The following is a 16,273-nucleotide window of genomic DNA, read 5'->3' on the forward strand; positions in this document are numbered from 1 at the left end:
CCTGGATTTGAGCCCAGGGTGTCGCCGATTTAAGGAGTGAAGATGCTAAAAGCGGTTGCCACACGGATATTTGCGCCCTTGTCGCCAAACTATAGCCACTATAGTGACGAGCAATTGGCGCAACTGGCCGCCGACAGCGCCAAGGCACGGGATGTCTTGGTGCTCAGGCTAAGCGACGATGTACTGTATTTTTTGCAGGCCCAGTTAGTGTCCTTAAGTGAGGATAGTCACACGCGGCGGCAATTGGCGCTCGATTTATTGCATGAGGTGTGGTTGCGCTGGTTGGCCCAGCCACAACGCTTTAGTCCGCAACAGCAGGGCAGTTTTAAGGCCTGGTTATTTAGTCTGGCCCGCAATCAGGTGATTGATTATGCCCGCAGGCAAAAGCGTCATCTACCGGTAGAAGAATGTCTGCAAGAGCCTAATTTGCACCTCGACGCCCAGCATATAGAGGGACTGATCATGGCCGCCACCGAGCAGCAATTAACAGCGGCGATAGCAGATTTGCCGCACTTACAACGCGAGGTTTTAACCTTGCAACTCGAGGGTTTTAGTTTGCAGGAAATTGCCCAGATCACCGCCAGCGCCCAAGAGAGTGTAAAAACCCGATTGCGTTATGCACGCGCAAAAATCGCCGCCACCATGGTCAAAGGAGAACAGTAATGGCAAACCGCGGATCAGACAAACTGGCCCAATGGCAGCAACAGCAAAAACAACAAAGCGCCCTGCAGGCACAGGAGAAAAAAGCCTTGTTGTCGGCCCTCGATTCGAGCCCCCGTAATTGCCGTAGCTGGTGGCATCAGGGTCAGTGGCTGATGGCCTGTGTGGCCTTATTAACCCTGGTGTCGGTCACCTGGCAGGCGGCAAAGCAAGAGCATGCGCCCCTGTATAGTGTTGAGAGCTATACGCGCATGGAAATTTTTGACCTCGCCGGTGGCGAGCAGCGCATGCGCATCAGCGACACAGTGCCAGCGCAATTGCGCAGCATAGATCAAGCCGAGCTGCAGCTGGCAAATCAGCTGCGGGTGCAACACCAGGCCTATGCGCTTGGCAGTGAAACGGAGCCGATACGCTTAGTGCGTTTAGTGCAAAGCGAAGGGGATTGGTTGTTGGCCGATTGCCGGCAACAGGTGTTGATCGCCTTGAGCTCGGAACTGTTGAAACGAGTAGAGCACCCTGGAGTGAAATTGCAATCCGGCACCTTGTTGGCCTTGTCTTTTGACAGTAACGGGCAGCTGTTGGCAATACAGGGAGCGGGCAAGCATCAGCAGTGCTGAGGTAAGAGAGGTCAGGCGCTAAAGTGTAGCGCCTGGTTGTGTGTTCTCAGATTAGTGGGTTGCGGTACCCGACGTGTACTTGGCCAATTCCACCTGGAATTGCTCTACGCCGTCTTTGCCCTTGTACATGCGCACCATCATATGGTCCATGCTCGGTGCAAACCAGGCAATGGCTTGGCGCTTATCGTTGTCGTACACCCGTTTCACCTTAATGGTTTCCACATTGCCTATGGGCAAGGTAATGGTTTCGTTGCCAACCACCTCGAATTGATACTCTCGGTCATTGCCTTTTTTATCCACTATGGGATAGCTGAACTTGGTTTCGCCTTTGCTCAGAGCCTGGCGCAGTGAGATCTGGTAGGAGAGTACATCTTGGAAGTTTTGGTTCCAGGTGCATTCGAGCGGGTATTTGGACTGGTTGCTAAATACCTGCTGCTGCTGGTGATCAAAGCTGATTTTATAGGTTTTATCCGGGCCGGTGCCGGTGCGCTCAAGCACATAGTCAATCGGTAATACGGTGCCGTCGACAAACTTAAAGCGGCTGCTTTCCTGACGCTCGTCTGAGAAAATCATCCACTCTATTTCGCTGTGATAGCTCAATTGATACAGGTTATCGTCGACTCGGGTGAGGCTTCGCTGCGCGGCACCATGGCGTTCACCCTGACGGGTCACTATGTATTCGGCGCTGTATTCGTTGAGGGTGGTTTGTGACGCGGGGTTGGCGTCTTGCGGCTCGGCATGAGCAAGATTGATACCGCAGCCAAGGACTGCGGCAATCAATAATTTAGCTGTCCAAGTACGCGCTGAGGTCGGCGCCTTGGCTTGGAAGGGTGTTGTTATCGAGCACTGCATAGTTATCTTCCATTTTCAGTCGTTGTTCGCTGAACCACTTAACCACCAACGGATAGATAATATGTTCTTGTGCATGAACCTTCTGCGCCAAGCTGTCAGCCGTGTCATCACTTTCGATGGCCACCTGTGCTTGAACTATCACAGGTCCGCCGTCGAGCTCTTCGGTCACAAAATGAACGCTAACGCCATGCACTTTATCGTTTGCATCTAACGCACGCTGGTGGGTGTTCAGCCCTTGGTACTTAGGCAACAGGGAAGGGTGAATGTTCAACATTTTCCCTTTAAATTTTTGCACTAAGCCAGCTGTTAGAATACGCATAAATCCAGCTAATACAACACAGTCGGGTGAAAAACTCTCAATGAGGTCACCCAGAGCCACGTCATATTCTTCGCGTGAGGCAAACGCCTTGTGGTCTAACACTTTTGCTTCGATGCCAGCCATTTTAGCTCGCTCAAGGCCGAATGCGTCGGCCTTATTGGAGATCACCGCGCAGATTTCAGCGGGGATGGTACCCGCTGCAACCGCATCAATGATGGCCTGAAGGTTAGAGCCACTGCCCGAAATAAGTACAACGAGTCGGGCAGGTACCTGGCCTGGTGTCATTATTGCGCACCGCCAAGGATTTCAACTTGCTCTTCGCCAGCGGCTGCATCTTGGATTTCACCAATGTGCCAAGCGTTTTCGCCCGCATCTTTAAGAATGCTCAGGCTTTGCTCTAGCTTGTCGGCAGGAACCGCAATCACCATGCCTACACCACAGTTAAAGGTGCGGTACATTTCGTGCGTTTCAATGTTGCCGTTTTCTTGTAGCCAGTTGAATACCGCAGGCCACTGCCAGCTGTCGCCCTTGATCACGGCTTTAGCCGACTCAGGCAATACGCGTGGGATGTTTTCCCAGAAACCGCCACCGGTGATGTGTGAAAGCGCGCGTACGTCTACTTGCTTAAGTAGCTCTAGTACCGGCTTAACATAGATGCGTGTCGGTTCAAGCAGGTGCTCGCCTAGGGTCTTGCCTTCGAATTCGCTGTTAGTGTCTGCACCAGATACCTCTAATACTTTACGAATTAGTGAGTAACCGTTTGAGTGAGGGCCGCTAGAAGCAAGGGCGATAAGCTGATCACCGGCAGCAACCTTAGTGCCGTCGATAATGCCTTCTTTTTCTACCACACCCACACAGAAGCCAGCCATGTCGTAGTCGTCGCCTTCGTACATGCCAGGCATTTCAGCGGTTTCACCACCGATAAGGGCACAACCAGAAAGCTCACAACCTGCGCCGATACCCGTTACTACGTCGGCAGCCGTGTCTACGTCTAGTTTGCCAGTGGCATAGTAATCAAGGAAAAATAGTGGCTCGGCACCTTGAACGATAAGGTCGTTAACACACATGGCAACCAGGTCGATGCCTACGGTGTCGTGTTTTTTAAGGTCGATAGCAAGGCGCAATTTAGTGCCCACACCATCGGTACCGGCAACTAAAACAGGCTCTTTGTAGCCAGTCGGTAGCTGACATAGCGCACCAAAGCCGCCGATGCCGCCCATCACTTCAGGACGTTTGGTCTTTTTCACAACGCCTTTAATGCGTTCTACTAGGGCGTTACCCGCATCGATATCAACGCCGGCATCTTTGTAGCTAAGAGACTGTTTTTGTTCGCTCACAGGGTTTCCTCAAAATTTAATTTAGGGGTGATCAGGGTCTGTTGACCTTTGTTGTTTGTTTCTGCAGCAGTTTGTAGCAGATTTGTACAAGGCGGCACATGTGTGGTGTAGTTATTCTACATGAACATGTAACAACACAGTAGAAATGCGCTACAAACGCTGCCCTGTGGGTTCATCTAAACGCCTCCTGCTCTGTGTTGCTCGCCATGTACATAGAGTGACTATGCAGTATAACGAGCGTCGTGATCAGAATGCGTTTAGATTGAACATAAAGTAAACCACAAAGATAAACAGGCCCTCTAAACGCCGGGCATTTTACAGCAAATGCCGCGGCTTAGCTAGGAAAAGGAGGACCTTTGTCCTTGTTTATGCAGTAGCCACAATAACGGCTCTTAATGGTGCCGGATAGCCCTCAATGGTCTTGTTTGGATCAGTGGGGTCCAGGAAATCGGCCAGGGATTCATTTTCCATCCATTCGGTGCGGCGCTGCTCGTCGAGCGAGGTTTGGTCGGTGTCGACGACGCGAATATCCTTAAAACCAACACGGCGCATCCACAGCATCAGGGCCTCGGTGCTGGGGATATACCAGACATTACGCATTTTCGCGTATCTGTCTTCGGGTACCAGCACGGTATTGATATCGCCTTCAATTACCAGGGTTTCCAGCACCAACTCACCGCCTTTACGCAACTGGGCACGCAACTGGGCTAAAAAGTCGATAGGTGAGCGGCGGTGATACAATACGCCCATGGAAAAGACCGTATCAAAGGCCTTTAGCTCGGGCAGTTGCTCTACCCCTAAAGGCAGCAGGTGCACCGCCGGATCTGGATTATAGTTTTTAATGGTCTGGAATTGGCACAGGAAGAGATCGCTTGGGTCGATGCCCACTACCAGCTCGGCACCTTCGCCGCGCATACGCCACAGGTGATAGCCGGAGCCACAGCCGATATCCAGCACCTTGCGACCATGCAGTGGGCTGATATGAGGTAAAACACGATCCCATTTCCAGTCGCTGCGCCATTCGGTGTCGATGTCAATCCCAAACAGTGAGAAGGGGCCTTTGCGCCAGGGCATAAAACGCTGCAATAAATGGATGAGCTGCTTGCGCTGGCCCTCGTTAATATCCTCGCTGGTGCCCACTTGCACCTGGGTTTGAATATTCACTTCTGAGGCATTCAATTCTGGCAGGTTATTGAGCACTTTTTGCCATTTGGGCATATCGCCATGGCGGGCTTCTTCTTGCCAGTGTTGCAGTTGTGCCGGCAGGGTATTGAGCCAATGACTGAGCTCGGTGCAGGCAATATGGCGATAGAATTCGTTAAACCATTGATTCATTGTTGTTCCGTTTATTTTATGGCGACCATGGAGCAAAAGTTAAAGCATTGATACCACACCTGGGTTTGGCTAAAGCCAATCTCATTAAGGCGGGTAAGATGCGTGCCTAGGGTGTCGGTGCGCATGACATTTTCAATGGCGGTGCGCTTTTGACTGATCTCCAGCTCGGAATAGCCGTTGGCTCGCTTAAAGTCATGGTGCAGATCTATCAACAGGTCGTCGACGACTTGGTTTTCACCACGCAGCTTTTCGCTCAACAGTAAAACGCCACCTGGTTTCAGGGCATTGTAGATTCGACTTAAGAGCGCATGACGTTTTTCCGGCTCGATAAACTGCAGGGTAAAGTTCATCGCCACCACTGAGGCATTCTCTAATTTAGCGTCTAATATGTCGCCCAGTTCCACGCTCACCGGTACGGTAGAGCGAAAGCCCTCCAGGTGCAAACGGCAACGCTCAACCATGGCCTCGGAATTGTCGATGGCAATGATTTCACATCCCGCCTGGTTGAGATTACGGCGCATGCTCAGGGTGACGGCACCTAGTGAGCAGCCCAGGTCGTAGAGGTTGCTGTTATCTTGCGCATACTTACCGGCAAGCTTGCCCAGGGTGCTGACTATGGTGGCGTATCCGGGCACCGAGCGCTCGATCATGTCGGGGAATACTTCCACCACTTTGGCGTCAAAGGTGAAGTCTTTTACTTGTTGTTCTGAGGCGTAAATACTGTCTTTGGCTGACACTTTGCTAAGCTCTAGCTAGAAACGATGGCGTTATTTTATCATTTTTGTGCTGCTTGTGGGGAGCTTTAGTCGGTGAATATGAGCAGGCGACTAAGTCCAGCCTTAAGCGGTCGAGGAGGAGCCTGCTCCCAGTGATAAAAAAGCACGAGTAAATCACGTCTATTTGTCGTATATTCAGTGCCTTATACGCCTTAGCGCGCCATCAACAGCAGCAAGTGAGACTGTGCATGAGTAAAAGTAAAGTAATTAGCACCGATGATATCCTCGCCACCTTATGCCATTCGGTCACCGAGGTGTTGTCGTCGGCCAGTGGCAATAACATCAGTTATTCCGCCATGGTACAGAAAATATCGCGTACCTGTATGCGCCCGGACATAGGCTGTTTTGTACTGTTTGACGGCGGCTTTACCGGGTTAGTTGTCACCAACTTCAGTGCGCAGGCGGCGATGGAAATTTACGGCGATTACCTCCGTAATATGGGCATGCCGGAGAACGAGCTGGCACAGAGCCATTTGTCCGATGATGTGGCCAATGTGCTTGGCGAGTTGATGAATCAGATCGTCGGCGACTTTACCAAAAAAGTGCGCGAACAATTGCATACCTCTATCAGCCAAAATCAACCGAAAATGATGGCCATTAACAAGCAGGTGCAGATCTCTGTCGATACCGCCTTAGACAGGCCACAGGCGCGACGGGTCACCTTTACCACCCAAAGTCAGAATATCTTTTATCTGGAATTGGCCATGGATAAGACCGAGTTTATTAAAATGCATGATTTCGATATCAGCGAAGCGGTAGACCCGGATGAGATCATCGCCAATACCCGTGCCGAGCAACAGACCAAGGTGAAACAACAGCAAGAGGTCGATCAGGATATCGACGACGACTTTATGGAAAACCTCGGTTTATAGCGGTGAGCCTCGGGGGACTAAAAGAAGCTGCTTTGTTGGTTGTACTCGCCGGCAAAGGGCTCTATAGCCCTGTGATGATACCCGCAATACGCTTTTAGGTCGCTGGCAAACTGCCGTGCCAATAAAGGCGCACCATGATTGTCTGCGGTGTGTAAAAACACATAGGGCTGGCGGCCTTCATCCAGCCACTGCTTTATTTTCCTTAACCAAGGTTGATAGTAGCTTTGATATTCATCCCCCATGGCGGCGATAACAAAGCGCACTATGGGGCGCTGGCCCAGGGCAATGGCATGCACGGGTAAATGGGGCTTTTTTTGTTGCGCATCAATAATGGCTTCATTATGGGGTTTGGCGGCAAACAGCGCCCGGGTATCCATGCACACGCGGTCAATTCCCTGCTCAAAACAATAGCGATTAAGTTGCTTTTCGCCATCCCCTTTTGTGAAAAATTCAGGATGCCTGACCTCTATGCTGCGGCCGATGTCGGTGGGTATCTGCGCCATAAAGTGTTGTAGGCGACTTAAGTGCATGGGCGCAAAGCTGGCCGGGAGTTGTAACATCAAGGAGCCGGTTTTTTCCATCAAGGGTGACATTAACTTCAGCCAGTCATGTACGGCCTGTTTATCGCATTGCAGCGCCAGGTCGTGGCTAAACCGCTTGGGAAACTTAAAGGTAAAGCGAAAATCTTTGCCGGTGGCATCATGCCAGCGCTGCACCGTGTCGGCTTTGGGGTCGGCATAAAAGGTGGTGTTTCCCTCTACCGAGTTAAACACCTGGGCGTATTGCGCCAGCATCTGGGCATTCTGACAGTCAGAGGTAAAGAGACTGCCTTTCCAGGCGTTATTGGCCCATTGTGGGCAACCCAAATACAACATGCGTGCTTTTGCTCTTGTCTTTATTTGCTCTGATACGCAAATGCTATCACAGCTTGGGTCGTCGCAGTGGTGAATAAATAGCCAACCCGTAGTTTGCTTCGTGACATTGACCGCCGTTTTTATATAATTGACGCAATTTATTTGGCCACTGCGTGCATTTAGCTCACGCGCTTACAATTAAAACAGGAATATTATGCGCTCTATATATTGCGGACACTTGAACAAAAGCCATGTCGACCAAGAGGTTACTCTTTGTGGTTGGATCAACAAACGCCGTGATTTAGGTGGTTTGATCTTCGTCGACGTGCGTGACCGCGAAGGCCTAGTGCAGGTGGTGTTCGACCCTGAAGTCGAAGGCTTGATGGACATTGCCAATAAACTTCGTCAAGAATTCTGTGTCCAGATCAAAGGTGTGGTGCGTGCGCGCCCAGAAAGCCAAGTAAATAAAGATATGGCCACCGGTGAAGTTGAAATTCTTGGCACTGGTCTTGAGATCATCAACCGTGCCGAAGCCTTACCACTGGACTTTAACCAGCAGAACTCGGAAGAGCGCCGCCTTAAATACCGTTATCTTGACCTGCGTCGCCTGGAGATGAGCGATCGTATTAAACTGCGTGCCAAGGCATCAAGCTTTGTGCGCCGTTTCTTGGATAGCAACGACTTCCTTGATATCGAAACGCCGGTATTGACTAAAGCGACACCAGAGGGTGCTCGGGACTACTTGGTACCTAGCCGTGTACACCATGGTAGCTTCTACGCCTTGCCACAGTCTCCGCAGCTATTTAAACAGTTACTGATGATGTCAGGTTTCGATCGCTATTATCAAATCGTGAAATGTTTCCGTGACGAAGACCTACGTGCCGACCGTCAGCCTGAATTCACCCAGATCGATATCGAAACCTCGTTTATGACGTCGGATCAGGTTCGTGCCATCACCGAAAAACTGATTCGTGATATGTGGCAAGAGCTACTAAACGTTGACCTTGGCGAATTCCCTGTGATGGGTCACGAAGAAGCCATGCGTCGCTTCGGCTCGGATAAGCCGGACCTACGTAACCCAATGGAACTTATCGACGTTGCCGACCTGGTAAAAGACGTTGAGTTTAAAGTATTCTCGGGCCCGGCCAACGACGAAAAAGGCCGTGTAGCGGTACTGACCGTACCAGGTGGTGCGTCGCTTTCACGTAAGCAAATCGATGAATACACCAAGTTTATCGGCATCTATGGCGCCAAGGGCCTGGCTTGGATGAAGGTTAACGACCGTGACGCCGGTGTTGAAGGGGTCCAATCGCCCATCGCTAAGTTCTTAAACGAAGACGTGATCACCGCCTTGCTTGAGCGCACCAATGCACAAACCGGCGACATCATTCTATTTGGTGCCGATAGTCGCAACGTGGTTAACGAAGCCATGGGCGCATTGCGCTTGAAAGTTGGTTTAGATCTGGAGCTAACGGACTTAAGCAAGTGGGCACCGCTTTGGGTTGTTGACTTCCCTATGTTTGAAGAAGACGACGAGGGCAACCTGCACGCGGTACACCACCCATTCACGGCACCAAAAGGCGTAAGCCCAGAGGAGCTGGAAGCCAACCCGGCAGGCACGCTATCCGATGCCTACGACATGGTATTAAATGGCTACGAAGTCGGTGGTGGCTCTGTGCGTATTCACAGCAACGCCATGCAACAAGCGGCTTTCCGTATCCTGGGTATCGAAGAGCAAGAGCAGCAAGAGAAGTTTGGCTTCCTACTGGATGCCTTGAAGTACGGTACGCCTCCGCACGCGGGTCTGGCGTTCGGTCTTGACCGTTTGGTCATGCTGCTATGTGGTACCGACAACATTCGTGACGTGATTGCCTTCCCGAAAACCACTCAGGCGTCGTGCTTGATGACGGATGCGCCAAGCTATGCCAACCCAGAAGCGTTAAAAGAACTGGCTATTGCGATTGCACCAAAAGCAAACGCGGAGCAGGGTGAATAACCCTTTCCAGATAGACAAACGCGTTCAATCTTAAAAAGCGGCTGAGGCCGCTTTTTTCTTGCGCCTCGCCTTTACACTGGTCATCCATACAGTTACCATTGTTCGGTGCAAGAATAAAAATAAGGTTTCTGGGTGAGTATTATTTTGGGGATTGACCCGGGCTCGCGATTCACCGGCTACGGCGTGGTGCGCCAACAAGGACAGCGATTTGTCTATCTGGGCAGCGGCTGCATTAAGCTTGGCGATAACGCGTTTCCAACGCGCTTAAAAATGATCTACCAGGGCGTCACCCAGTTGATCGCTCAGTTTAATCCCGACGCCTTTGCCATTGAGCAGGTATTTATGGCTCACAACCCGGACTCGGCACTCAAGCTGGGTCAGGCCCGTGGTGCCGCCATCGTCGCCGCCACCATGGCTGAATTAGGCGTGCACGAGTACTCAGCCCGCCAGGTCAAACAAGCGGTAGTGGGTAAGGGCTCTGCAGAAAAAGCACAAGTTCAACACATGGTTAAGCATATTTTGAAGCTGCCAGCGACGCCTCAGGCGGATGCCGCCGATGCCCTGGCCATTGCCATGTGTCACGGCCACTCACAACAAAACCTGATTAAATTAGCCGGCCAAGCGCACAAAACCGTGCGCGGTCGTTTGAGGTAAAGATGATAGGAAGAATTCGCGGACAATTAGTCGAAAAGCAGCCCCCAGAAGTGCTGGTGGATGTGGCCGGTGTGGGCTATGAAATCAGTTTACCCATGAGCTGTTTTTATGCCTTGCCGGAGTGCGGCGAAGACGTCACTCTGTTTACCCATTTTGTCGTGCGTGAAGATGCACAACTGCTATTTGGCTTTAATACCAAAAGCGAGCGGGCGCTGTTTCGTGAGCTGTTAAAAGCCAATGGTGTGGGCCCCAAACTCGGTTTAGGCATTCTCTCGGGCATGTCGGCGGAGCAGTTTATTCATTGTGTCCATCATGGTGATGCCAGCACCCTGGTGAAATTGCCCGGGGTAGGCAAGAAAACCGCCGAGCGTTTAGTATTAGAAATGAAAGACAGGCTCAAAGACTGGGGGCCGGATCTATTCACCCCTTACACGGATGCGGCACCTGTCAGTGGCGCCAGTAACGGCACGCTGGTTACGGCCAACGCCACAGACGACGCTATTGCCGCTCTGGAAGCCTTGGGTTATAAGAATAGTCAGGCAACAAAAGCGGTGAAAGCCATTGCTCAGGAAGCGATGACCTCAGAGCAAATGATCAAGCAAGCGCTTAAGGCGATGCTGTAACAGAGATAAGTGAATGATAGAAGCGGATAGACTAATAGAGCCCCAGCAGCAGGGCAATGAAGACGTGGTCGATAGGGCCATTCGACCTAAGCTGCTGGCGGACTATCATGGTCAGCCTCATGTAAAGCAGCAAATGGATATCTTTATCGAGGCGGCGCGTTCTCGCAGTGAGGCCCTGGATCACCTGCTTATTTTCGGTCCGCCGGGTTTGGGTAAAACCACCTTGGCCAATATTGTCGCCAATGAGCTTGAAGTGAGCATTAAAACCACCTCAGGTCCCGTGCTGGAAAAAGCCGGCGACCTGGCGGCTCTGTTGACCAATTTAGAAGCCCACGATGTGCTCTTTATTGATGAAATCCACCGCATGAGTCCCCATGTGGAGGAAATTCTCTATCCGGCGATGGAGGATTACCAGCTCGATATCATGATAGGTGAGGGCCCGGCGGCGCGCTCAATCAAGCTGGATTTACCGCCTTTTACCCTGATCGGCGCCACCACTCGTGCCGGCTCTTTAACCTCACCGCTGCGCGACCGTTTCGGTATTGTCCAGCGCCTGGAATTTTACAATGTGGATGACCTGGCCGCCATCGTTAAGCGCTCAGCGACACACCTGGGTTTAAGCATTGACGAGCAGGGCGCCTATGAGGTGGCTAAGCGCTCACGTGGCACGCCGCGTATTGCTAACCGCTTGTTGCGCCGCGTTCGTGACTTTGCCGAGGTCAAGGGCGATGGCAGCGTATGCGCCGATATTGCCGCACAGGCCTTGGATATGGTGGATGTCGATAAAAGCGGTTTTGATTACATGGATCGTAAGTATTTACTGGCGATCATCGAGAAGTTTATGGGTGGGCCGGTTGGTTTGGATAACCTCGCCGCCGCCATAGGCGAAGAAAAAGAAACCATTGAGGATGTGATTGAGCCTTATTTGATCCAACAAGGTTTTATTCAGCGTACTCCAAGAGGGCGAATTGTCTCCGATCATGCCTATGCTCACTTTGGTTTGCATAAGGCCACCTAAATCAGGGTGTGAATAATCGCACCTTATTAGCCAAGCCCTAATCAGCCGAGCCCTACGCTCGGCTTTTTTATGCCCGTTGCTGGGGCAGTTAGATAGCTGCTTGTTTTACAAGTGCTATTTGTTTTAGCACTGGGGTGCTAATTGGTTGTCATACGGCTTTTGATTCACAGCGGATTAAGGCTGAACCGATTAGGGTCTGTGCCTGAGCTTGATTCAGGCAAAAAAAAGCCCGCTATAGAGCGGGCTAAACAACAAGTTGAAGGAAGTAAATCCGAGGAACACATCAGCTGCTCATTAGTAGGATGAAACAGCCGATGGTGTGAGGTGGGGAATCAGAAACCACCTCATGAACTGTGCAATAGAGCCATAGTTGGTTGCGCTAGCTCAGTACAGGGAGAATAATAAAGCGGTAGCAGGTTTTCTTCAAACTAGAAAAATTATTTTTTTCGGATAAAAAAAACTAATACCGAATAAAATCTTCAAGATGATATTTTGCACAACACATACTAACTTATGCGTCTTATCCTATGAAATATAAGGTTATTATTATTTTTGTGCTTTTTTTGTTCTATTAGAATTACTATTTTTTAACTTGTTGTATATAAGCAAAATGACAGCTTATGCGATTAATTTGCATAAAATCTAGTTTTTTGGAACTTTTTCGCATTTTAATGGGCCCAACTAAGTATCGGTGGACCTGCTTGTTAACTACCGCTAGCGGCTATTTATCGGCGCTTTGTGGCAATTCATGGCAAGGTCATTGTCAGCGCAATTACGACTGGGTACACTAGAGTTCATTGTGTGTCGTACGCTGTATCGAGCGCGGATACAGTTAATAGCAATATACTGCGCCTCAGGAGAAAAGACGTGGATTCAGGATTAAACTTTATTGATCTAATTTTAAAAGCCAGCTTTTTAGTTCAGCTGGTGATGCTTACCCTAGTCGCCCTTTCGGTGATTTCATGGGCCATTATCATTCAGCGCCGTAAAATCCTCAGCAGCGCCCTAACGAATGCGAAAAAGTTTGAATCCCGTTTTTGGTCTGGTGTTGACCTCTCTAAGCTGTATAACGAAATTTCTGCTCGCGGTACGCAAAGTGAAGGCATCGAAGCCATTTTCACCTCGGGCTTTAAAGAATTTGCCCGCGCTAAGAAAAACAACCTGTCCGCTGCCGCGCTGGGGATTGATGGTCCACATCGTGCCATGCGTGTTGCCCTTTCTCGCGAGATTGAAAAATTAGAAAACAGCCTGTCTTTCCTCGCCACTATCGGTTCTATCAGCCCATATATCGGTCTATTCGGTACCGTGTGGGGGATCATGAATGCCTTTATTGCGCTCGGTGAGGTAAAACAAGCGACCTTGCAAATGGTTGCCCCGGGTATCGCCGAGGCCTTGATTGCAACGGCCATGGGTCTGTTTGCCGCTATTCCTGCGGTAATCGCCTACAACCGTTTTGCCACCAAAATGGAAAAGATCGAGTCTTACTACGGCAACTTTATGGAAGAGTTTGCCAATATCCTACACCGTCAGACTCTGACACAAGAGGTGAAAAGCCATGTATCAGCGTAAGAAGCGTCGTCCGGTCTCGGAGATCAACGTCGTTCCTTACATCGACGTGATGTTGGTGTTGTTAATTATCTTTATGGCCACCGCTCCGTTGATCACCCATGGCGTCAAGGTCGAGCTGCCGAAAATGGAGCAGTCGGAATTGGTGGACACCAAGAGTGAGCCGCCGATCATTGCCTCTATCGATGCCGACGGTAAATACTATGTCAGCGTTGGCACCGATCCCGAAGCACCGATGGAAGCCATAGATGTGGCTGCGGTCATTAAGTTGAAGCTGGATCAAAATCCAAAAACGCCGGTGATGATCAAGGGCTCGGGTCAGGTCAGTTATCAAGAAGTACTGCGACTGATGGATTTTCTTAAACGCGCAGGCGTTCCCGAGGTGGGTTTGATGACGGAGTCATTCGAGGAATAATATGCAGCAGTTTAAAATCCCACTTCTGATCTCTGCTGGCTTGCATGTGCTTATGATCGCCATACTCGTGGGTGTCACTTACTTTCGCCCGTCAACACCTGAGGTGATGACGGTGACGCTCAACGCCCCGAGCAATGAAGATACGCCGCAAAAAGCCGTGGATGCGGTGGCGGTGGATCAAAAGCAGGTGCAAAAACGCATCGATGAACTGCGTAAGCAAGAAGAAGAGAAAAAACGCGCCGAGCAGCAACGTATTCGCGAATTGGAAAAGCGTGCCGAGCAGGCAAAGCGCAAGCGTCAGGAAGAAGCCAATCGCATCAAGAAGCTAGAGCAAGAGCGTAAAGCCAAGGAACAAGAGCGTAAAAAAGCGGAAGCCGAAGCCAAACGTGCTCGCGAGATTGAGCGCAAAGAGCGTGATAAGGCGAAGAAAGCGCAGCTAGAAAAGGAAAAGGCTGAAAAAGCCGCCAAGGCTGCCGCAGAAAAGCGCCGTAAGGAAGAAGAAGCGGCGCGTAAAGCCGAAGAAGAGCGCAAACGCAAAGAAGCAGAAGCCAAGCGTAAGGCCGAAGAGGCCCGTCAAAAAGCCCTCGCCGAACAGCTAATGCAAGAGCAGCTGGCCGCCGAGCAAGCGGTGCGTGCCAAGGCGCGACGTCAGCAGGTGCTTTCCGAGGTGGATAAATACCGTGCCTTGATCGGCCAGCGTATTCAGCAGAACCTGCTGTTGGACGAAAGTTTCCGCGGTAAAGAATGTCGCCTTAATATTAAGTTGGCCTTTAATGGCCTGGTGACCAGCGTTAATTCGCTCGGTGGCGATAGACAAGTTTGTGAGGCCGCAGTGCGTGCCGTGCGCCGTGCCGATACGCTACCGGTATCAAAAGACCGCGACGTGTTTGAAGAATTGAAAAATATTAACTTAACGGTTAAACCAGAGTTTTAGGGGAAAGTTATGGTTAGATTATGCCGCTTAGTGGCAGTGTCTTTACTGGCAAGCATGAGCATGTGGGCTCAGGCAGCGCTGGAGATTGTGATCACCGAAGGGGTCGACAGTGCGCGACCTATCGCCGTGGTGCCTTTTGCCTATAAAGGCACGGGTGAGATGCCCATGCCCATCAGCGAAGTGGTTGCTGCGGACTTACGCCGCAGTGGTAAATTTAAGCCTGTTGCCAATATCGATATGCCGCAGCGCCCGAACTCGGATGCTGATGTCGACTATGGCGCCTGGGCCCAGCGCGGTGTTGAGGCTATTGTGGTGGGCACAGTGGAGCAGCAATCGGGGGGCCGTTACCTGGTTAGCTTCGAGCTAATCGACGTGTTGCGCGGTCAGATCACCGGCGGGCAAACTCGGGTGCTTAATAATGGTCAGTTGGTGAACAGCGAAGACCATGTGCTTGATGCGCGCGAAACCGTGATCTCTGCGTCTAGCTTCCGTCGTTATGGCCACCGTATCAGTGATGTGGTGTATGAAGCCTTGACTGGCGAGCGCGGCGCCTTTTTAACTAAAATTGCTTACATCATAGTGCGCGAGCAGGACGCTAAGCCTTATCAGCTAGTGGTTGCCGATTACGACGGCTTTAACGAGCAGGTGTTATTGCGTTCTAAAGAGCCACTGATGTCACCTTCTTGGTCACCGGATGGCAATAAGCTGGCCTATGTCACCTTTGAAAACCGTCAGAGCCAAATCTTTATTCAGGACATTTATACCGGTCAGCGTCAGTTGATCACCAGCCACCCAGGGATCAATGGTGCACCGCAGTTTTCACCCGATGGCACTAAGCTGGCTATGGTGCTGTCAAAAGACCGTACCGGTGCCACAGAATTGTATTTATACGACTTAATTACTAAGCAGGAACGCCGCTTAACACGCCACCGTAGCATAGACACGGAGCCAACTTGGCACCCTAACGGTAAAGAGCTGATGTTTACCTCTGAAAGAGGTGGTAATGCCCAGATTTATAAGTTAAATTTAGACTCGGGTCGAGTACAGCGTATGACTTTCGACGGCGATATGAACCTTAATGGCTCGGTGACCCCAGATGGTAAACATTTGATCATGGTTAACCGGACTCTAGGTCAATACCATATTGCCAAGAAAAGCCTTGATAACGGGAATTTCCATGTGTTGACTCGAACTCGCTTGGACGAATCACCAAGCGTTGCGCCCAATGGCTCAATGATTATATACAGCACCATGCATAACAATAAAAATGTATTGGCTTTGGTGTCGATGGATGGTCGTTTTAAAGCGCGTTTACCTGTGCTCGACGGTCAGGTTAAGTCGCCGGCATGGTCGCCATTTTTGTAATTCGCTAAGGGTGTAGTCAGCTTTAATCGCATAAACTTGATGTTTGTGCGATTGGCGCACTATAGTAAGAAAAATTGAAA

General features: G+C 50.6%; 17 protein-coding genes. 11 read left to right on the forward strand and 6 right to left on the reverse strand.

From position 1 onward, the window contains the following. Window positions 1-42 precede the first annotated feature (42 nt). The gene (locus KD147_RS13085) at window positions 43-663 is read left to right on the forward strand and encodes an RNA polymerase sigma factor (RefSeq protein WP_212548150.1); all 621 of its coding nucleotides are present in this window, start codon (window positions 43-45) and stop codon (window positions 661-663) included. Next, window positions 663-1,277, forward strand: coding sequence for a hypothetical protein (locus tag KD147_RS13090; protein ID WP_212548151.1), 615 nt, complete (start codon window positions 663-665; stop codon window positions 1,275-1,277). Before KD147_RS13085 ends, KD147_RS13090 begins: the two co-directional genes overlap by 1 nt. Window positions 1,278-1,328: 51 nt before the next feature. Here the strand turns inward: KD147_RS13090 and KD147_RS13095 are convergent, their stop codons facing one another. The 5 genes from KD147_RS13095 to cmoA all read right to left on the reverse strand — a co-directional run bounded on the left by KD147_RS13095 (window position 1,329) and on the right by cmoA (window position 5,857). After that, window positions 1,329-2,129, reverse strand: a complete 801-nt coding sequence (locus KD147_RS13095) for a DUF3108 domain-containing protein (RefSeq protein WP_212548152.1) — start codon at window positions 2,127-2,129, stop codon at window positions 1,329-1,331. Further along, window positions 2,062-2,733 (reverse strand): phosphoribosylglycinamide formyltransferase, encoded by a 672-nt coding sequence (gene purN / locus KD147_RS13100; protein ID WP_212548153.1) that lies wholly within the window; start codon window positions 2,731-2,733, stop codon window positions 2,062-2,064. The genes KD147_RS13095 and purN overlap by 68 nt, the downstream gene beginning before the upstream one ends. Continuing rightward, window positions 2,733-3,785 (reverse strand): phosphoribosylformylglycinamidine cyclo-ligase, encoded by a 1,053-nt coding sequence (gene purM / locus KD147_RS13105; protein WP_212548154.1) that lies wholly within the window; start codon window positions 3,783-3,785, stop codon window positions 2,733-2,735. The genes purN and purM overlap by 1 nt, the downstream gene beginning before the upstream one ends. Before the next feature lie 366 nt (window positions 3,786-4,151). Next, the gene (cmoB, locus tag KD147_RS13110; protein ID WP_212548155.1) at window positions 4,152-5,120 is read right to left on the reverse strand and encodes a tRNA 5-methoxyuridine(34)/uridine 5-oxyacetic acid(34) synthase CmoB; all 969 of its coding nucleotides are present in this window, start codon (window positions 5,118-5,120) and stop codon (window positions 4,152-4,154) included. Between the two features lie 11 nt (window positions 5,121-5,131). Next, the gene (cmoA, locus tag KD147_RS13115) at window positions 5,132-5,857 is read right to left on the reverse strand and encodes a carboxy-S-adenosyl-L-methionine synthase CmoA (RefSeq protein ID WP_212548156.1); all 726 of its coding nucleotides are present in this window, start codon (window positions 5,855-5,857) and stop codon (window positions 5,132-5,134) included. Between the two features lie 227 nt (window positions 5,858-6,084). Here cmoA and KD147_RS13120 point away from each other — a divergent pair, with 227 nt between their 5' ends. Beyond that, window positions 6,085-6,768, forward strand: coding sequence for a DUF3334 family protein (locus KD147_RS13120; protein ID WP_105254742.1), 684 nt, complete (start codon window positions 6,085-6,087; stop codon window positions 6,766-6,768). 17 nt (window positions 6,769-6,785) lie between these two features. Here KD147_RS13120 and KD147_RS13125 read toward each other — a convergent pair whose 3' ends face one another. Further along, window positions 6,786-7,643: a DUF72 domain-containing protein gene (locus KD147_RS13125; protein ID WP_212548157.1), complete on the reverse strand. Its 858-nt coding sequence runs from the start codon at window positions 7,641-7,643 to the stop codon at window positions 6,786-6,788. A gap of 193 nt (window positions 7,644-7,836) precedes the next feature. Between KD147_RS13125 and aspS the strand changes: the two genes are divergently transcribed. From aspS to tolB, 8 genes are all read left to right on the forward strand, one after another. Beyond that, window positions 7,837-9,618 carry an aspartate--tRNA ligase gene (gene aspS / locus KD147_RS13130; protein WP_105254744.1) on the forward strand — a complete coding sequence of 594 codons (1,782 nt, stop codon included), beginning with the start codon at window positions 7,837-7,839 and terminating at the stop codon, window positions 9,616-9,618. A gap of 132 nt (window positions 9,619-9,750) precedes the next feature. Next, the gene (gene ruvC, locus KD147_RS13135) at window positions 9,751-10,272 is read left to right on the forward strand and encodes a crossover junction endodeoxyribonuclease RuvC (protein WP_105254745.1); all 522 of its coding nucleotides are present in this window, start codon (window positions 9,751-9,753) and stop codon (window positions 10,270-10,272) included. A gap of 2 nt (window positions 10,273-10,274) precedes the next feature. Continuing rightward, on the forward strand, window positions 10,275-10,895 hold the full coding sequence (ruvA, locus tag KD147_RS13140; protein WP_212548158.1) for a Holliday junction branch migration protein RuvA: 621 nt from the start codon (window positions 10,275-10,277) through the stop codon (window positions 10,893-10,895). Between the two features lie 13 nt (window positions 10,896-10,908). After that, a complete protein-coding gene (gene ruvB / locus KD147_RS13145; protein ID WP_105254747.1) occupies window positions 10,909-11,913 on the forward strand; it encodes a Holliday junction branch migration DNA helicase RuvB in 1,005 nt (334 codons plus the stop codon). A gap of 867 nt (window positions 11,914-12,780) precedes the next feature. After that, on the forward strand, window positions 12,781-13,482 hold the full coding sequence (gene tolQ / locus KD147_RS13150; RefSeq protein ID WP_212548159.1) for a protein TolQ: 702 nt from the start codon (window positions 12,781-12,783) through the stop codon (window positions 13,480-13,482). After that, the gene (tolR, locus tag KD147_RS13155) at window positions 13,469-13,894 is read left to right on the forward strand and encodes a protein TolR (RefSeq protein ID WP_212548160.1); all 426 of its coding nucleotides are present in this window, start codon (window positions 13,469-13,471) and stop codon (window positions 13,892-13,894) included. The genes tolQ and tolR overlap by 14 nt, the downstream gene beginning before the upstream one ends. 1 nt (window position 13,895) lies before the next feature. Further along, the gene (tolA, locus tag KD147_RS13160; RefSeq protein WP_105254749.1) at window positions 13,896-14,828 is read left to right on the forward strand and encodes a cell envelope integrity protein TolA; all 933 of its coding nucleotides are present in this window, start codon (window positions 13,896-13,898) and stop codon (window positions 14,826-14,828) included. 9 nt (window positions 14,829-14,837) lie between these two features. Next, on the forward strand, window positions 14,838-16,193 hold the full coding sequence (gene tolB, locus KD147_RS13165) for a Tol-Pal system beta propeller repeat protein TolB (protein ID WP_212548161.1): 1,356 nt from the start codon (window positions 14,838-14,840) through the stop codon (window positions 16,191-16,193). Window positions 16,194-16,273 lie beyond the last annotated feature (80 nt).

The organism is Pseudoalteromonas sp. BDTF-M6, from assembly GCF_018334135.1.
Classification (GTDB): Bacteria; Pseudomonadota; Gammaproteobacteria; order Enterobacterales; family Alteromonadaceae; genus Pseudoalteromonas.